The following is a 17,881-nucleotide window of genomic DNA, read 5'->3' as shown; positions in this document are numbered from 1 at the left end:
CGGTACTTAGTATTATTATGTATAACATAATACAAATAAAGATAACCAAATTATGAAAGAAACTTACTTCAAACTCATCAGGCTTAGCTTGCCCATGTTGCTACTCTTTGCAACGATTTCGGCATTTGCCCAGCAAACCATTACCGGTAAGGTTACCGACGCCAGCGGGCAGGGGATTCCGAGCGTTACAGTAATGATTAAAGGAACTAAAAACGGAACTTCAACAAGTCCGGCGGGCGCATACAGCATTAAAGCCAATAAAGGCGATGTGCTGGTTTTCAGTTTTACCGGCTACTTAAGTCAGGAAATCAATATTCAGGAACAAAGCAGCATTAACATTAAGCTTTTAGAAGATAGTAAAGGTTTGGATGAAGTAGTGGTGGTGGGCTATGGAACGCAAAACCGCCGCAGTGTAACCAACTCTATTGCTAAACTGGATAAAGAAGTACTGGCCAATACGCCACGTTCAAATGCAGCTTCGGCATTACAGGGTACTGTTCCAGGTTTGCAGGTGGTTACAACTTCTGGTCAGCCAGGGGCTGCACCTGCTATTTTACTGCGTGGTGGAGCATCTATTAACAGCCCGGGAGCGCCACTGGTAATTGTAGATGGGGTAATCCGTTCGTTGAGTGATATTTCTTCGGAGAATATCGAATCAATCGAAACCTTAAAGGATGCTTCTGCAACAGCCATTTATGGAGCAAGAGCCAATAACGGGGTGATTTTAGTGACCACCAAAACCGGTAAATCAGGCAGTTCGCAAATTGCCTATAAATTTACCGGAGGCTACAACCAGGAACGTAAAGGCTACAACTATATGGGGGCCGGCGATTACATTTATTATACCCGTTTAGGTTATTTAAATGCCGGTCGTACCCTGGCACAAGCCAATGCATCGCGCGGTTTAGGCCTTTCTACCAATGCTGCAGATCTGGCCAGTTTTGATATCAGGACTTATGTTCCAGGTACTACCGTACTACCTGCTGGCTGGCAAGTGCTAAACGATCCTTATGGCGGACAGATTATGTACAAAGACCATGGCGGAGAAGTTGAAGATCTTGTTTTTCAGAATACTTATACCAAAGACCATTATGTAAGTGCCAGCGGTGGTAACGACAAAGGCAAATATTTTGCAGCTTTTGATGCTTTTAACGAAGACGGGGTAATTGTGGGTTCTAAATACAAACGTTATACAGGCGATATTAATGGCTCTTACAAAATTAAACCGAATCTGGAAATCAGTTCAGGTGTAACGCTTTCCACTTCATCACAGCTGGGTACCATTGGCGGCGAGGTGAATACTTTATACAGGAGTTTGGCCATCTGGCCAACTTTTAATCCCTGGATTGACGAAGCCAAAACCGTGGCAAACCCAGGCAATAGCGCCAGTGATGGTAACCCTTTATACTGGTTGGGGCGTTTAGACCGCTCGAACGAAGTAAACCGTGTGGTAGCCAATGCAGCTGTGAAATGGGATATCATTCCCGGGCTTTACTTCAAAGCAACCGGAAATGCTTACTTGTTTGAAACCCTTGATCAGTCGTTTCAAAAATCGACACAAACCTACGCACAGGTTTTTGCCAATTCAGGAAGCAGTACTACCAGGACTTCGAGCAGTACTTTTGGCCGCGATTTCCAAACCCAATACAATGGAATATTGAACTACACCAAAAGCTTTGGCAAACACAATTTTAATGTAATGGGTGGGGGCGAGTATTTCGATGTAAAATCTTACGGTTCGCAGGTATTAGGGCAAAATGCGCCTACTGATGATATCCCGACAGCAAATGCCTCAACCACTTTTGCCGCAGGAAACAATTATACCACCCGTACTGAATATAAAATTCAATCGGCGTTTGGCCGTTTTGCTTACGATTTTGATCAGAAATATCTTTTTACAGCGGTATTCAGGATGGATGGAGCTTCAAGTCTGGCCAAAGACAACAGAAATGGTTTCTTCCCGGGCCTTTCGGCAGGATGGAATGTACACCGTGAAGCTTTTTTCAAAAATTCTAAAATCAGTCAGGTAATTTCGAGTTTAAAACCAAGAATCAGCTACGGACAGAATGGAAATATTGCAGGTTTAGGCCGGTACGAAACACAAGGGGTTTACAGTTTGCAGGGAAATTATAACGGAAGCGCAGGCTTTTTAAATACCGGCATTATCAACAGCGAGCTGCGTTGGGAAAAAAGTAAAACCACCGATTTAGGTTTGGATATGGGTTTACTGAACGACCGCATTACCGTAATTTTTGATTATTATAACCGTAAAACAAGCGATCTGTTAACCAATTTGGATCTACCCAGTTATACCGGTTTCTCTAGTTTCAGGACCAATTTAGGAACTTTTCAGAATAAGGGTGTAGAGATTGGGGTAGATGCGCGGATCATTAGTAAAGGCGATTTGAAATTAAATGCTGGTGCCAATGCCTCTTTTGTTAAAAATAAAATCTTACAACTGCCATTTAACGGCAACGCCAATAACAGACAAGGTGGATTACAGATTTACGATCCGGCAGTAGGCCAGGTAGTTTGGGTAGGTGGTTTACAGGAAGGTCAGCCATTAGGCAATATTTATGGTTACCGTCAGGTTTCCATTTTTAAAGATGCTGCCGAGATTGCCGCTGTTGCAGGTAACCGAACCGATGCCATTGCGGGCATAACCGGCCCTAATTTACCAGCTGGAACCAACGGAAGAATTACTCCAGGTGATGTAAACTGGGAAGATGTAAACGGCGATAACATTATCGATACGCGTGATCAGGTGTATTTGGGCAATATTTATCCAAAATGGACAGGTGGATTTAACTTCAATGCCAGTTATAAAGGCTTTGGTTTATACAACAGATGGGATTTTGCATTGGGCCATACCATTTACAACGATTTGGTAGCGCGTACGCTGGGCAACTATCAGGGTACCTTTAATTATATCGATTTGCAGGCACAGGCCTGGTCGCCAACCAATACTGATACCGATATTCCAAAAGTTTATTATGCCGATCAGGTTGCTGGTTCGAAACAAAATTATACCCGTGCCAACAATGGTAATGCTGTGTTAAATGGCAACAATTCGCGTTTTTACGAAAAAGGCGATTACCTGTGCCTGAGAGAAGTTACCCTTTCTTACGATTTACCGAAAGGATTGCTGCAGAAATCGAAATTCTTTAACAATGCCAAAATTTATGTAACGGGCAGTAACTTGTTGTACATCACCAAATTTTCTGGCCCATCGCCCGAACCACCGGTATCACTCGGCGCAATTACCGGCATATATTCGGGAACTTACCCAACACCGAGAACATTTATTATGGGCGTACAACTTGGGTTTTAACAATAATTAAGGATAGACATGAAAAAGATATTTAGAAATATAGGATTAGTAATTGGCCTGTTCGGATTAACCTTAAGCGGATGCAAAAACGGATTAGACCTGAGTCCGGTGAGCAGTTTAAGCGATGCCAGTTACTGGCAAACGGCCGATCAGTTTGATGCTTTTGTAAATGGCGTGTATGCCAGGTTCAGGGGGCACAATTCAAGTTTTCAGTATTTGGGTGAGCTGCGGTCTGATATTTTTGGTACTGATCCCGGATCTACAGCCACATTTACCGGTGAGGCAACCCAAGGTTTGGAGCGCATGTGGCTACAAACTTTAGATGCCGATAATGCCGGTGTAAGTGCATTTGGTGGTTTTTACAGCAATATTAACCAGATCAATTTGCTCATTCAGAAATTAAACAGCACCAGTATTTTAGCCGATGCCAAAAAGAAAAACTACCTGGCCATGGCTTATGGTTTGCGTGCTTTTTATTACTTCCAGATGTACCGGAGCTGGGGAAAGGTAATTATACAAACCGAACCAACCACCACTGTTGATGTAGCCAACCTCGCCAAACCCGCTTCCAGCGAAGCTGAGGTAATGGCATTAATTAAAGCGGATATCGACCTTTCGAACAACAATTTCGGAACAAGCTATGCTTTTGATAGCAAAAACAAAAAAGGATTCTGGTCTAAAGCCGCTACTCAAATGCTCAAGGCCGAGGTTTACCTGTGGAATGCACACCGTGATGGAGGCAATGCTGATGCTACCGTGGCTAAAACAGCTTTAACAGAAATTCAAAGCAATGTTACCACCTCTTTGCTGCCTAACTATGCCGATGTTTTTTCAACCACAAATAAGGATAATAATGAAATTATTTTCGCTTCGAAAAATAAGCTCGATGAAGCAACTTTAGGTTTTATTGGCAACTTTGTGCCTCAAACCGGGCTGATAGTTAACTTTTACGATTCGCTGGCTAACCGCAAATTTGATGTAGCTACCGATAATTATGGAGGATTGTTGCGGGCACCGACTAAAATTGCAACTTACCGCAAATTCAGTAACCTCGATGTTCGGAAAAATATCAGCATACAGGCGGCCTACGCTAAAAATACAGCAGGTGCTTATACCATTGCAGGGGCTTTCCTTAAAAAATACCTGGGCGAACAAAACGCAGGAAACAGAGTTTATACCAACGATTACGTAATTTACAGGTATGCCGATTTGTTGCTTTTATTGGCCGAAGCCAAGGTAATGCTGGGCGAAAACCCTGCAACGGAAATTAACCTGGTAAGGGCAAGGGGTTATGCTGCAAATTACAACGTGGCTACTTTGGGCTATCCGAACCAAACGGTAGACAGTAATCCGAACGAAGCCATTTTAAAAGAACGTTTTCTGGAATTTGTAGGCGAGGGCAAGCGCTGGTACGATTTAAGACGTATGGGCGACACTTATGTTTACGAATATACACCAGTTACAGCGGCAACAGCTTATAAATTGTTGTGGCCATTAGACCGTGGTACATTAACCAATAACAGGGCGCTTAACCAAAATCCGGGCTATCCTGTATTTTAAAACATTGCTGGTATGCGCTCGGGGTGCATACCGGCACTTAAATTAATTATTACCAATATATCATATGCAAAACATTAAATTAGAAGGTCTTATCGCAGCTCCTTTTACCCCCTTTCATGCTAACGGCGAATTAAACCTGGAAGCGATTCCGAAATACTATCATTTTTTGAAAAAAAATGGTGTTACAGGTGCCTTTATCTGTGGATCAACAGGCGAGGGAGTTTCCTTAACCAAAGAAGAAAAAATGAAGGTTGCTGAAGCATGGGGCAAAGCAACAGCGCAGGATGCTGATTTTAAAGTAATGACTTTATTAGGAGGCACCTGTCTGGCCGACTGTAAATCGCTGGCTAAACATGCTCAGGAAGTAGGGTTATACGGGGTTTCCTTTACCGCGCCTTCTTACTTCAAACCTGGTAATGTTGCTGTTTTAGCCGAAATGTGTGCCGAAATTGCAGCCGAAGTTCCCGATATGCCCTTTTATTACTATCATATTCCCGTATTGACAGGTGCAAATCTCAATATGATCGATTTGCTGGCCGCTGTAGATGGTAAGATCCCCAATTTTGCCGGTGTAAAATACACCCACGAAGATTTTATGGATTTTCTTTCCTGCATGAATTTTAATGGTGGTAAATACGATATGCTGTGGGGCCGCGACGAAAATATGCTTTCGGCATTGGTTTTAGGCACAAAAGGGGCTGTAGGCAGTACCTTTAATTACCTTACGCCCTTATATAAACAGTTAATTGATGCTTTTGAACAGAACGATCTGAAAACTGCAGCCACACTTCAGCAAAAATCGATAGATTTTATTCGTTTACTGGGTAAATATGGCGGCATTGCAACAGGTAAAGCTTATATGAAACTCGTAGATATGGATTGTGGCGAATTCAGGCTACCTGTAAAAAATATGGGCCAACAGCAATTTGAAAAATTTAAAAGTGAAGTCGAAAGTTTAGACTTTGCGGCTTTCAGGTCTGCACATTAAACAAATTAACAGAAAAGGTTTAAAGGTAAAGTGCATCGGCTTAATTATCGTTAGGCAATTGTTATCTTTATTTAAATCCCGATTCGCATTAATGAAAAAACTCTTTTTATACCTTATTTTCTTGCTCACCGCTATTTCATTTTCAAAATTACAGGCGCAGCAGCATATTCAAACCATAGGTTGGAATGTGGTAGCTAAAATTCCGCCTGCGCCAATACAAAGCCAGTCTATTGGTTTGGCCGGCGCCATTACGGGTAGTCACCAGCATTTACTTTTCATTGCCGGGGGAACAAATTTTCCAGATAAAATGCCTTGGGAGGGCGGGAAGAAGAAATATTACGATGATATTTTTATCTACCGTAAAATGGCTCGTGGATTAGCCTTAAGGCCCTATCAAGCCAAATTACCTTTCCATCTGGCTTATGCGGCAGTATGCAGCACACCCGGTGGAATTGTTATCGCCGGTGGCGAAAATGAAACCGGTCTGAGCCAAAAAGCTTTTATCATGCAATGGGAAAACGGGAAGGTAACCCTTAATTCCCTTCCCGATTTACCCGAAGGCCTAACCAATGCTGCTTTAACCCTGGTGGGCGATATTTTATATCTGGCAGGGGGCGAAACAACCGGTGGGGCCACCGATCAGTTTTTAACGCTCGATTTGAAAAATACAGCAGCAGGCTGGAAAAAATTAATTAACCTGCCTCAACCCGTTTCGCATACGGTATTGTTAACCGCAGGAACGAAAATTTTTGCAATCGGCGGCCGAAAAGGCAATTCGGGCGATACCAGTACCATTTATAAAAATGTATGGATGTTTGATATCAAAAATCCCGTTTGGAAAGCCAAAACATCTTTGCCTGTCCCATTATCTGCAGCTTGTGGTGTTAGTGCGCAACAAGAATTGCTGGTATTTAGTGGCGACGAGGGTAAAACTTTCCATCAGGTAGAAAGGCTGATCGGGGAAATAAATCGAGAGAAAGATGAAGAAAGAAAAGCAAAACTGAACCAAAGTAAAGCGGTTATTCAGGCTGCACACCCTGGTTTTAGCCGCAAAGTATTGAAGTATGATATTGCACATAATGTCTGGACAGCAATTCCGGGCGCAATGCCTTACGGAACGGTTACCACCCAGGCTGTGTGGTTCGAAAATGAAATTATTATTGCAGGAGGGGAGATTAAAGCAGGCGTACGCACGCCTAAAATTCTATCTGGTAAAATAAAAACAGCCAAATGAAAGAAACAAAAAGATATGCATGGGTAGTGGTTGGTTTACTTTGGTTTGTGGCCCTGCTCAATTACATGGACCGCCAAATGCTCTCTACCATGCGGCCGGCCATGCAGGTAGATATACAAGACCTGCAATCGGCAACCAATTTTGGCTATTTAATGGCCATTTTTCTGTGGATTTATGGTTTTATGAGCCCCGTATCGGGCATTATTGCCGATAAACTGAACCGTAAATGGCTCATTGTGGGGAGTTTACTCGTATGGTCGGCAGTTACTTTTTTAATGGGCTATGCTACTACTTTTAATCAGATTTACTGGTTAAGGGCTTTAATGGGAGTAAGCGAAGCATTATATATTCCTGCAGGTTTATCGCTCATTGCCGATTACCACAGCTCCAAAACACGGTCGGTGGCCATTGGTATTCACATGACGGGTTTATACATGGGTCAGGCCCTGGGCGGTTTCGGTGCAACCATTGCTTCGAAATTTTCGTGGCAGGCCACTTTCCATTCCTTTGGCTTGGTAGGCATTGTTTACGCACTGGTGCTGGTTTTCTTCTTACGGGAGAAAAAGGCTTCCACCGTGCAGGAAAGTGAAAGTATTCGGGTAAAGCCAAATCTTTTTAAAGGCCTGGCACTGCTTTTTAGCAACATTTCTTTTTGGGTAATCCTCATTTATTTTGCCATTCCGAGTTTACCGGGCTGGGCAACCAAAAACTGGTTACCTACTTTATTTGCCAATAATCTGAAAATAGATATGGCACAGGCTGGGCCAATTTCGACCATTACCATTGCCGCATCATCATTTTTAGGGGTAATTTTTGGCGGGATTTTGTCAGACAGGTGGGTGCAGAAAAATATTAAAGGCCGTATTTATACCAGCGCCATTGGTTTGGCCTTAACCATTCCATCGCTATTGTTAATTGGTTTTGGCCATTCCTTATTTAATATTATCGGGGCGGCATTTTGTTTTGGTTTTGGTTATGGCATGTTCGATGCCAATAATATGCCTATCCTGTGCCAGTTTGTTTCGGCAAAATACCGGGCTACAGCCTACGGGATCATGAATATGACCGGTGTATTTGCGGGTGCTTTTATCACCGATTTTCTGGGTAAATCGACCGATTCGGGGAGCTTGGGTAAAGATTTTGCCATGCTCTCGGTTATTGTGCTGATTGCTTTACTGGTTCAGCTCTATTTTCTGCGACCGAAGTTTAATGATTTTGAAGATGCTTAATTCAACAAAAATGATGATGAAATTGATTAAAAATAAAATACAGTTTGGATTATTAGTCCTGCTTACACTTAGTACACTCCAGGCTTTTTCGCAAAAAGGTATCGAAATTAGTTCCACTGCGCAGGTTATTCCGGTTTTGAAGGGGATGGAAAGCAATCAGCTTTTGCGCTTAAGGATATATGTTCCGGCCGGAACAGAAATCCCGCTTAAAAAAATCACTACAAAGCTTAATCCGGAAGGCATAAAGGCCATCGAAAAGCTGGATCTGTATTTTACGGGTGCAGAGCCGCTTTTTAACGAAAAAAATAAACTGCTTGCCCTTAATCCTTCAACTGTAAATATCAGTTTCGATGTAAATCTTAACCTAAAACCGGGGGTTCATTACCTTTGGTTTACCGCTAAACTTAAGGCCGATGCCGATATCGATTCGAAAATTGAATTTCATGTTAACCAGCTGGAAGATGCCCATGCAAAAACTTATCGTGTTGCTGAAGAGGGTGCAGGATATGTGAAAAGATTAGGCGTAGCGGTTAAAAAAGCCGGCGATGATGGCGTGAATACTTTCCGCATTCCGGGTATCGCTACTACCGACAAGGGCACCTTAATTACCGTTTACGATATCCGCTATAAAAATTCAGGCGATTTACCGGGCAATATTGATGTAGGAACAAGCCGCAGTACCGATGGCGGCCGTACCTGGCAAGCCACAAAAGTAATTATGGACATGGGCGAACCCAATGAAAATAACGGGGTGGGCGATCCGGCTGTGCTTTTCGATCCAATTACCAAAAAAATATGGGTAGCTGCCTTGTGGAGCAAAGGAAACCGCTCTATTGCCGGCTCTAAACCCGGCTTATCAGAAGACGTTACCGGGCAATTGGTACTGGTAAGCAGTGATGATGACGGTCTTACCTGGTCGGCACCCAAAAGCATTACTGCGGGCACCAAAGACCCTGCCTGGAACCTGTTTTTTAACGGACCTGGAAGCGGTATCGCCATGGCCGATGGTAAACTGGTATTTGCCGCTCAATATTGGGATGAGCATGCCATGCCTTATTCTACTTTGGTGTACAGCGTCGATCATGGTAAAACCTGGAAAACTGAAGACGGGCCTAAACCGAATACCACCGAGAGTCAGCTAATAGAAACTACACCAGGTGTGCTGATGTTAAACATGCGCGATAACCGCGGGAGTTTTAGGAGCGTAGCCACCACCAGTGATATGGGTAAAACCTGGCTCGAGCACGCTACTTCTTACCGAACCTTAGCCGATCCGGTTTGCATGGCCAGTTTCATTAAAGCAATTGTAAATGTTAAAGGAAAGCAAAAAGAAGTGGTGTTTTTCGGTAACGATAATGCACAAACTGCCCGCTACAATTTAACCATTAAAGCCAGTTTAGACCTGGGCGAAAGCTGGGATGCTAAAAACCAGTTACTTATTGATGAACGGAAATTTTACGGCTATTCTTCGCTGACTAAAATCGACGATAAAACCATTGGTTTCTTTTACGAAGGGGTGAGGGATTTGTATTTTGTCCGCATTCCGGTGAGCGAAATTATCAGGTAAATCAATCATGAAGATTTTTTGGAGCTTAATTTTGCTGGCTTTTTTAGTCCAAACCAAAGGCTACAGTCAAAAAATAAAAGTGGCCTGTATTGGTAATTCCGTTACCGCTGGTTATTTGTTGGCCCAACCTGAAAAACAGGCTTATCCCACGCAATTACAACAACTTTTGGGCGATAATTACCAGGTAGGTAATTTCGGACATAGCGGAGCAACCTTGCTAAAAAAAGGCCACAATCCTTATTTTAAAACAAAAGAATTTCGCGAAGTGCTGAATTTTAGGGCAGATATTGCCATCATTCACTTGGGTTTAAATGATACAGATCCGCGTAACTGGCCAAATTATAAAGATCAATTTCAGGCCGATTACCAATGGTTAATTGATACCTTAAAACAGCAAAACCCGAAGCTTAAAGTGTACATCTGTAAGCTTACACCGATTTTTAGCGGTCACCCCAGGTTTAAATCGGGTACGCGCGACTGGTATTGGCAGGTGCAGGAAAAGATTCTATCCGTAGCTAAATTCAATAAGGCGGTGCCGGTTGATCTGAATATACCTCTACACAATCGCCCGGAGCTTTTTGCCGATAATCTGCATCCCGATAGCACAGGAGCCACAATAATTGCCAGAACAATCTACCGTGCCATAACGGGTAATTTTGGTGGCTTTCAACCAGACAAGCTGTTTAGCAGCAATATGGTGTTGCAACGCGATAAAAACATCCCCGTTTATGGTAAAGCCAATGCAGGTGAGGAAATAATGGTCAGTTTTAACGGGAAAACCAGCCATACAGTTGCCGGTGCCGATGGAAGGTGGAAGATTATTTTTCCTCCCATGCGATACGGAGGCCCTTACCAGATGAAAATCAGCGGACCGGGAAATAGCCTCGTACTTAAAAATATCCTCATTGGCGATGTCTGGCTTTGTTCCGGGCAATCGAATATGGCCTTCCCGCTAAAATCATCAGCTACAGGGGCAGCTACCTTACAGTATTTAAACACCAAAATGCCCCTCAGGCTCTTAAAATTTAAGCCTTTGGCCGAAACCGATAACACCGCATGGGATAAAACAACATTGGATCAGCTCAACCAGCTTAACTATTTTTCGGGTACCTGGCAAAACTTGAGTGATGATGCTGCCAGAGATTTTTCAGCCGTAGCTTATTACTTTGGTGAACAACTAGCCAGGGATGAAAAAGTTCCCATTGGTTTAATTGAGCTGGCTGTAGGTGGTTCTCCGCTCGAATCATGGCTCGATAGAAGGACTATGGAACAAGATAATTTACTGGTTGACATGCTGGATAATTGGCGCAAATCAGACTTTTTGCAAGATTGGGTACGCGAAAGAGCCGGTGTAAACCTAAAAAATGCGGTTAATCCAAAGCAAAGACATCCTTATGCACCTGCTTACAATTATGAGGCAGGCGTAGCAGCTATTACGGCATTCCCGATTAATGGTGTAATCTGGTACCAGGGTGAGAGTAATGCCCATAATGTAGAACTTTTTAACAATGAGTTTCCTTTGTTGGTTAAGAGCTGGCGGGCAAAGTGGAACGATAACTTCCCTTTTTATTATGTACAGCTATCGTCTATTGACAGGCCATCATGGCCCTATTTTAGAGATGCACAGCGAAAATTACAGGCAGCTATTCCCAATTCGGGCATGGCAGTAAGCTCCGATCTGGGCGACTCGCTAAACGTGCATCCTATACACAAAAAAGAAATCGGCGAACGGTTGGCTTTGCTGGCGCTTAGAAATACCTATCATCAAAATGTAGTGGCCAGTGGCCCCATAGCTTTGAAAGCAGTGAAGGTTAAAACTTCCATTGTGATCAACTTTACCAGTGCTCAAAAGCTTAAAACTACCGGGACAAGCGTATTAACAGGATTCGAACTGGAGGACATTACAGGCGCCCATTTTCCGGTTAAAGCCAGCATTGTTAAAAATGAGGTACACCTAAACATCCCGCCGGACAAAACCATAAGTCGGGTTTTGTATGCCTGGCAGCCTTTTACCAGGGCCAATTTAATTAACGAAGCAGGATTACCCGCTTCTACATTTTCTATTTCTATACCCAACTAACATGAGTTATACTTCAAAAGATTTGCAGGATCTGGCCGCATTTTACCAAAACCAGTTGCTTAACAATACCGTTCCATTCTGGTTTCCGAGGTCAGTTGATCAGGAACATGGTGGTTATCTGTTTATGCGCGATGCTGATGGCAGTCTGATCGACGATGATAAGGCCGTTTGGATTCAGGGGCGTGCAGCCTGGCTGTTATCGACCCTCTACAACACCATTGAACCCAAACAAGAATGGCTCGATGCCGCAAAATCGGGTATTGATTTTTTGAATCAACATTGTTTTGATACCGACGGACAGATGTTTTTCCACGTTACGCGCGAGGGGAAACCTATCCGCAAAAGGCGCTACTATTTTTCTGAAACGTTTGCCGTGATTGCGAATGCCGCCTATGCAAAAGCCAGTGGCGATGAAACAGCAGCTGAAAAAGCCAGATATTTGTTCGGAAAATGTATTGAATATGCTACCCAACCCGGTTTACTACCTCCGAAATTTACCGATACCCGGCCTGCTAAAGGAATTGGAGTGCCTATGATTATGATGAATACGGCGCAGCAGTTGCGCGAAACCATTGGCGATCCGCGCTGTGACGAATGGATTGCGAAATGGATTGAGGAGATTAAAAATGACTTTGTTAAAGACGATATTCAATGTGTAATGGAGCAGGTGGCGCCCGATGGTGCTATCATCGATCATATTGATGGCCGTACCTTAAACCCGGGACATGCTATTGAAGGGGCCTGGTTTATTTTGCACGAAGCCAAATACCGTAACAACGATCCTGAACTGATTAAACTAGGCTGTAAAATGCTAGATTACATGTGGGTAAGGGGCTGGGATGAGCAGTATGGCGGTATCCTGTATTTCAGGGATGTGTATAGTAAACCTGTGCAGGAATACTGGCAGGATATGAAATTCTGGTGGCCGCAAAACGAAACCATTATCGCTACTTTACTGGCCTATACTTTAACCGGCGACGAGAAATATGCACGCTGGCACAAAATGGTGCACGATTATGCTTACAGTAAATTTCACGACCCTGAGCATGGCGAGTGGTTTGGCTACCTGCATCGGGATGGTTCAGTAGCCCAAACCGCTAAGGGCAACCTGTTTAAGGGGCCTTTCCATTTGCCGCGGCAAGAATGGTATTGCGCACAGTTATTGGCCAGTTTAGGTTATTAAACAGGCTTAAGATGCTGCGTGAAGATCGTCGACTAAAAATTTCGTGCTAATTCTGCTCATGGTTTCCAAACGTATACCTAAATAGCTGGCCAGGTAACGTTTGGGAACTTTATCAAAAGCCAATCCGTTCGATTCCAGCTTACGGTACCTTTTCGATGCATTAGGGATCCGGGCCAGAATAGCCCTGTCAGATGCCGCATAATAATGCAATTCAAAAAGTTTTCTTCCAATCAGATTAGCTTCCGGATAGTGGGAGTAAGCGGCTTCAATCAGGTTGTAAGGGATGCTGATTAAAACACAATCTTCAAGCGCCTGTAAATATTCTATCGAGTGGTTGTCGTGATCGTATGGGTGGCGAATGGCACCGATAATCTCATTCCCGAAACTAAACCAGGTGCTGATATCTTTTTTACCATCCTTAACAAAACCACGAACCAATCCACTCACCAAAAAGTAAAGCGAAGTATTATGGTCAATGGGTGAGAGCACATGTTTATACTTTTTTACATGAATTACCTTACAGTTTTTTTCGTAAGAAGCTTTAAATTCTCCCGATAGGGGATGAAACTTTTCCAGGTATTGAAAAAGCGGAAGCATAGAAGAATGAGTGCTTGAGTATTGCATTTATTAAACCTGCTAAATAGAAAAATTAATGGGACAGTTTTTCGCTATTACCTTAAATCTGCTCGCCCTGGCAAGCCACCGGATTTGTTTGGTTAACTATGCAAAGTTATCTGCGGACGGCAAAATCATGCGCTAATGGGGAGCAATCGGCCTCTAACTATTCAGCCGTTAGACCAAAAACAGGCCAAAAAGGGGCTTTTTAGCTCAATTCTTTGTTGAAATAGTTGGTTGGCATTACACCCTTTTCTTTTTTAAAAGCATTGTAAAAAGTAGCCAGACTTTTAAAACCCGATTCTGAAGCAATGGCTTCGATGGTTAATTTATCACTTTTTAAAGGATGCTGGATTAAAAAATGAGCTACCCGGTAACCGTTAATCCAGTCACGAAAATTTTTACCAATGGTGTTGTTAATAATATAAGAACAATGGTGAACAGGAATATTGAGTTTAGCCGCAAGATCAATAATCTGAAAATCGTGAAGCAGGTAAAGTTGCTCCTGTTGCATCAAAGTTTCCATCGCATGGGAAAGTTCGGTTAGTTGTGCTTCAGATAAGTTTACTTTTTTTGCTGGTTTTGCCGGTTGTTCACCCTTAGTTATTTGTATGCCAGAACTTACAGCCCCTGTCAGGGTTTCATCAGGTTCAACCTGTTCGGGCATATTTTTTTTATCCAGCTCTACCGATACTAGTAAATAACCATAAAAAATATGTGGTTTATGCAGCGCGTACAATACCAGTAGCAGCAGTAAAATACAATTGGTAATTACAAAAGAGGGCTGGGTATAGGTGATGTGCAAGCCCCTTAAAACTACCGGCGTTAAACTCATTAACTGAAAAAATGTAGCCACGCGAAGAAAGAACACAATCCAGCGTTTTCCGGGTTCATCCCTTTTGTTGGTTTTATCCATTTTTCGGTAATAATGTATCCAGGCCAGGCATAAATAAGTAAATACCAGGATGGGCCGCAGGGTATAATGGAAGTAGTTTGGAAATAGCCCTGTTTGGGTTTTAAGCGAAAAATAGCCGTTATCTGCCAGCTGTTTCGGAATGGTATCCCAATCGAGTTCAGGCCAGCCATGCCAGGGTAGCACATGAATGAGCGCCAGCAAGGCAGGGATAAAATGCAGCCACTGCCACTTTCGCAACCCCGTACTTTTATCAATAAAACCCGAAATGTAGAGGTAAAAACAAGCCGGTGCAGCGTAGTAAAGCGGCGTAAAAGCCTGAAAAACATATACAAGTGCTACAGGTTTTTGGGCGGCAATGAGTGCAGAAATTAAAATCTGGCCAAAACGGGCAAAAAATAAAAGTGAAAGTAAAATATTGAGTGTTTTATTCCCTTTTTTAGCAAAAAACAGGTTTATAGCGAATAGAAGCAGAAAGAGACAACAGATGCCGACTAAAAGATTCAAAAACTGCATATTTTCAGCCAAGATAAAGCTTTGTTGGAAAATTGTGCTGTACGAATTTGTTTACAACCTTATCGGCTTGTTTTGTAAACGAAAAGCCGCAATACCGATTCAAATTAAGGGCGTTATTGCTACAAATTACTCATTTGGGCGACTTTTAATGATAAAAATTGCATAGAAAAGAATAGGTAGCCAGGGATTGAAAATAAATGAGTACGCATAGTGGTTACATTTCGTGTATTAAAAAAGCATGTTCCCATATATTGGGGGTTTTTGACGGTTATAATTTTGCATTGATTAGGTTATATTTACGGGCAAATAGCTTTCAATTTTAAAATGATCAATAGAAGTTTAATTATAGCCGCCATAATCATCTTTTTTAGTGCATTCGCTTTTGCCCAGCGAAAAATAGGAGAAAGACCTAATATCATTTTTATTATGGCCGATGACTTGGGGTATGGCGATGTAGGCGTTTACGGACAAAAACTGATCCTGACACCCAATATCGATCAGTTGGCTAAGGAAGGAACAAGGTTTACCGATTTTTATGCCGGTGCCCCGGTTTGTTCGCCTTCAAGGGGTTCTATCCTTACCGGGCTAAATACCGGTCATGCTACCATCAGAGGAAATGCAACAGATCAGGGTGGTCTTCCGGGCAAAAAAGGAAAAAATGTGGTGTACCGGGCTAACCTGACAAAAAACGATTACACCATAGGTAACCTCATGCAGGATGCAGGATATCATACTGCGCTGGTTGGGAAATGGCATGTTGACGGCTACGATTCGCTGGCTACACCTTTGCAAAGGGGATTTGATCAGTTTTCGGGCTGGCTCGTCAACATACCGGCTACATACGCCAGTACCTATTGGCCCGACCATCGTTATGTAAACGGCAAAATCCAAACAGTTGAAGCCAATACCAACGCCAGAAAGGGTTATTACGAAACTAACATTTGCACCGACGAAGCATTGGCTTACCTGAAAACACAAAAAGACAATACAAAACCTTTCTTTTTGATGGTGAATTTTAACAATCCGCATTCGCCACTCGATGTGCCCGATCAGGCTATATACAAAAATAAAAACTGGCCTGAGGATATGAAAACCTATGCCGCCATGGTTTATTACATGGATCAATCCGTAGGGAAAATAAAAGATTACCTGATCAAAAGTGGTTTGTCAACCAATACCATCGTCTTTTTTGCTTCCGATAACGGTCCGCGGTCAGAACCGACCAGTCAGCTCAAAGCCGTTTCGGAGTTTTTTGATTCGAACGGACAGCTAAAGGGCTATAAACGGGATTTGTATGATGGCGGCATCCGTATCCCGTTTATTGCATGGGCGCCGTTTATTAAAAATGCACCCAAAACGAGCAGTGTACCGGGATACTTCCCCGATATTATGCCCACATTTGCCGAAATTGCAGGTAAAACCAGTGGCTTTAAAACAGATGGCGCCAGTATTTATCCGGTAATTAAAGGGAGCAAGGCTAATGCAGACCGTTTTCTGTATTGGGAGTTTTTTGAGCTGGGTTTTGAACAAGCCCTGCGTTATGGTCAGTGGAAAGGCGTAAAAAGGCATCATAAACTGGAACTTTACGATCTGAAAACCGATATCGGAGAGACCAGGGATGTAGCTGCAGCCCACCCTGATTTGGTAAAGAAAATGGAAGATTACCTGTTAACTGCAAGAACGGATTCGCCTTACTGGACGGTAAAATAAAACAGCACTTAGAACTTGTCTTGTAGCTTGCCAAAAAGGTTAGCTACAAGGCGATATTATGATCTCTTTTAAACGATAGCGGAGATAAACCTGCATGTTTTTTAAAGTATTTTCCGAAGAAGGAAGGATTACTGAAATGGAGCTCTTCGGCAATTTCCGAAATGTTCATTACATGCCCGGTAAGCAATAATTTGGCTTCTCTGATTACAAAATCGTCGATATGTTCTCCGGCCGATTTTCCGGTAACCTGTTTAACCACTTGCGAAAGATGCCTCGGCGTAATGTGGAGGCAGTTGGCATAATAAATTACCCGCTTTTCTGCTTTAAAACGCTCCGCTACCAGCGATAAAAAACGGTTGGTAAGCTCTACCTTGCTGTTAATAGCCGCTTCCGGCAGTTTCTTTTGCTTCTCGTTTAGTAAAAAGATATCGTAAACAATAGATAAAAAGCTGTTGTGTATAATATCATCAATGTGGCGGGTATGTTTAGAGATGGAAAGCCGGTTTTGAAGCGCCATCATATCGGCCAATACCTGCTCATACTCCGCTTTCGAAAGTGAAAACTTCAGCAGTTCTTTTCCGTTAAATATTTTATAGGTTTCGGCAATATTAAAGAATATCCCTTTCCGCACCAGGTAGCTTTTGTTAAAATGGGTAAAAATAACAGTAGCATCGGGTTCTTCTGGTATTTCGTAAATATGATCGGGCAGCATACATAAAATATCACGGTAGTTTAAAGTATGCTCAATAAAATTGATCTTTATTTTCAGGCTTCCTTTCTTTACCATTAAAATCCCGAAATCGGTTGCCCGGAAAGGTGATTTGGGGCACTCATTTCCACTGGCACTGTTGTATATCGAAACCATCAATTCAACACCCGTTAAGGTATCGGGATAACCCGACGATGATGGCTGTTTGCCCGCATGCAATTGTCCCATTGTGGTGTTAATTTATTA

General features: G+C 42.8%; 12 protein-coding genes. 9 read left to right on the top strand and 3 right to left on the bottom strand.

Annotated elements, in window-relative coordinates:
* Window positions 1-52 precede the first annotated feature (52 nt).
* The 8 genes from OC25_RS17205 (at window position 53) to OC25_RS17170 (ending at window position 13,172) form a co-directional block, all read left to right on the top strand.
* Window positions 53-3,331, top strand: a complete 3,279-nt coding sequence (locus OC25_RS17205; protein ID WP_039478531.1) for a SusC/RagA family TonB-linked outer membrane protein — start codon at window positions 53-55, stop codon at window positions 3,329-3,331.
* An 18-nt stretch (window positions 3,332-3,349) separates the two neighbouring features.
* On the top strand, window positions 3,350-4,891 hold the full coding sequence (gene nanU / locus OC25_RS17200) for a SusD family outer membrane lipoprotein NanU (RefSeq protein ID WP_039478528.1): 1,542 nt from the start codon (window positions 3,350-3,352) through the stop codon (window positions 4,889-4,891).
* Between the two features lie 64 nt (window positions 4,892-4,955).
* The gene (locus OC25_RS17195) at window positions 4,956-5,879 is read left to right on the top strand and encodes a dihydrodipicolinate synthase family protein (protein ID WP_039478525.1); all 924 of its coding nucleotides are present in this window, start codon (window positions 4,956-4,958) and stop codon (window positions 5,877-5,879) included.
* A gap of 91 nt (window positions 5,880-5,970) precedes the next feature.
* Window positions 5,971-7,113, top strand: a complete 1,143-nt coding sequence (locus OC25_RS17190; protein WP_039478523.1) for a hypothetical protein — start codon at window positions 5,971-5,973, stop codon at window positions 7,111-7,113.
* The gene (locus OC25_RS17185) at window positions 7,110-8,342 is read left to right on the top strand and encodes an MFS transporter (RefSeq protein WP_039478521.1); all 1,233 of its coding nucleotides are present in this window, start codon (window positions 7,110-7,112) and stop codon (window positions 8,340-8,342) included. Before OC25_RS17190 ends, OC25_RS17185 begins: the two co-directional genes overlap by 4 nt.
* Window positions 8,335-9,909, top strand: a complete 1,575-nt coding sequence (locus tag OC25_RS17180; protein WP_245222040.1) for a sialidase family protein — start codon at window positions 8,335-8,337, stop codon at window positions 9,907-9,909. The genes OC25_RS17185 and OC25_RS17180 overlap by 8 nt, the downstream gene beginning before the upstream one ends.
* 7 nt (window positions 9,910-9,916) lie before the next feature.
* A complete protein-coding gene (locus OC25_RS17175; RefSeq protein WP_039478518.1) occupies window positions 9,917-11,989 on the top strand; it encodes a GDSL-type esterase/lipase family protein in 2,073 nt (690 codons plus the stop codon).
* Window position 11,990: 1 nt separating this feature from the next.
* The gene (locus tag OC25_RS17170) at window positions 11,991-13,172 is read left to right on the top strand and encodes an AGE family epimerase/isomerase (protein ID WP_052266277.1); all 1,182 of its coding nucleotides are present in this window, start codon (window positions 11,991-11,993) and stop codon (window positions 13,170-13,172) included.
* 6 nt (window positions 13,173-13,178) lie between these two features.
* Here OC25_RS17170 and OC25_RS17165 read toward each other — a convergent pair whose 3' ends face one another.
* Window positions 13,179-13,796 (bottom strand): Crp/Fnr family transcriptional regulator, encoded by a 618-nt coding sequence (locus OC25_RS17165; RefSeq protein ID WP_156131510.1) that lies wholly within the window; start codon window positions 13,794-13,796, stop codon window positions 13,179-13,181.
* A 199-nt stretch (window positions 13,797-13,995) separates the two neighbouring features.
* The gene (locus OC25_RS17160) at window positions 13,996-15,207 is read right to left on the bottom strand and encodes a helix-turn-helix domain-containing protein (protein ID WP_167335406.1); all 1,212 of its coding nucleotides are present in this window, start codon (window positions 15,205-15,207) and stop codon (window positions 13,996-13,998) included.
* A 333-nt stretch (window positions 15,208-15,540) separates the two neighbouring features.
* Between OC25_RS17160 and OC25_RS17155 the strand changes: the two genes are divergently transcribed.
* Window positions 15,541-16,926 carry an arylsulfatase gene (locus OC25_RS17155; RefSeq protein ID WP_039478511.1) on the top strand — a complete coding sequence of 462 codons (1,386 nt, stop codon included), beginning with the start codon at window positions 15,541-15,543 and terminating at the stop codon, window positions 16,924-16,926.
* A gap of 43 nt (window positions 16,927-16,969) precedes the next feature.
* Here the strand turns inward: OC25_RS17155 and OC25_RS27005 are convergent, their stop codons facing one another.
* Window positions 16,970-17,863 carry a helix-turn-helix domain-containing protein gene (locus OC25_RS27005; RefSeq protein ID WP_052266276.1) on the bottom strand — a complete coding sequence of 298 codons (894 nt, stop codon included), beginning with the start codon at window positions 17,861-17,863 and terminating at the stop codon, window positions 16,970-16,972.
* Between the last annotated feature and the right edge of the window lie 18 nt (window positions 17,864-17,881).

The sequence above is a fragment of the Pedobacter kyungheensis genome (assembly GCF_000812965.1).
Taxonomy (GTDB): domain Bacteria; phylum Bacteroidota; class Bacteroidia; order Sphingobacteriales; family Sphingobacteriaceae; genus Pedobacter; species Pedobacter kyungheensis.
Note: the sequence above shows the minus strand (reverse complement) of the source record. Positions and strands in the feature narration are given on the sequence as shown.

Coding starts and splice junctions, on each gene's coding strand:
- OC25_RS17205 (WP_039478531.1), top strand. CDS start 53: ATGAAAGAAACTTACTTCAAACTCATCAGGCTTAGCTTGCCCATGTTG.
- nanU (WP_039478528.1), top strand. CDS start 3,350: ATGAAAAAGATATTTAGAAATATAGGATTAGTAATTGGCCTGTTCGGA.
- OC25_RS17195 (WP_039478525.1), top strand. CDS start 4,956: ATGCAAAACATTAAATTAGAAGGTCTTATCGCAGCTCCTTTTACCCCC.
- OC25_RS17190 (WP_039478523.1), top strand. CDS start 5,971: ATGAAAAAACTCTTTTTATACCTTATTTTCTTGCTCACCGCTATTTCA.
- OC25_RS17185 (WP_039478521.1), top strand. CDS start 7,110: ATGAAAGAAACAAAAAGATATGCATGGGTAGTGGTTGGTTTACTTTGG.
- OC25_RS17180 (WP_245222040.1), top strand. CDS start 8,335: ATGCTTAATTCAACAAAAATGATGATGAAATTGATTAAAAATAAAATA.
- OC25_RS17175 (WP_039478518.1), top strand. CDS start 9,917: ATGAAGATTTTTTGGAGCTTAATTTTGCTGGCTTTTTTAGTCCAAACC.
- OC25_RS17170 (WP_052266277.1), top strand. CDS start 11,991: ATGAGTTATACTTCAAAAGATTTGCAGGATCTGGCCGCATTTTACCAA.
- OC25_RS17165 (WP_156131510.1), bottom strand. CDS start 13,796: ATGCAATACTCAAGCACTCATTCTTCTATGCTTCCGCTTTTTCAATAC.
- OC25_RS17155 (WP_039478511.1), top strand. CDS start 15,541: ATGATCAATAGAAGTTTAATTATAGCCGCCATAATCATCTTTTTTAGT.
- OC25_RS27005 (WP_052266276.1), bottom strand. CDS start 17,863: ATGGGACAATTGCATGCGGGCAAACAGCCATCATCGTCGGGTTATCCC.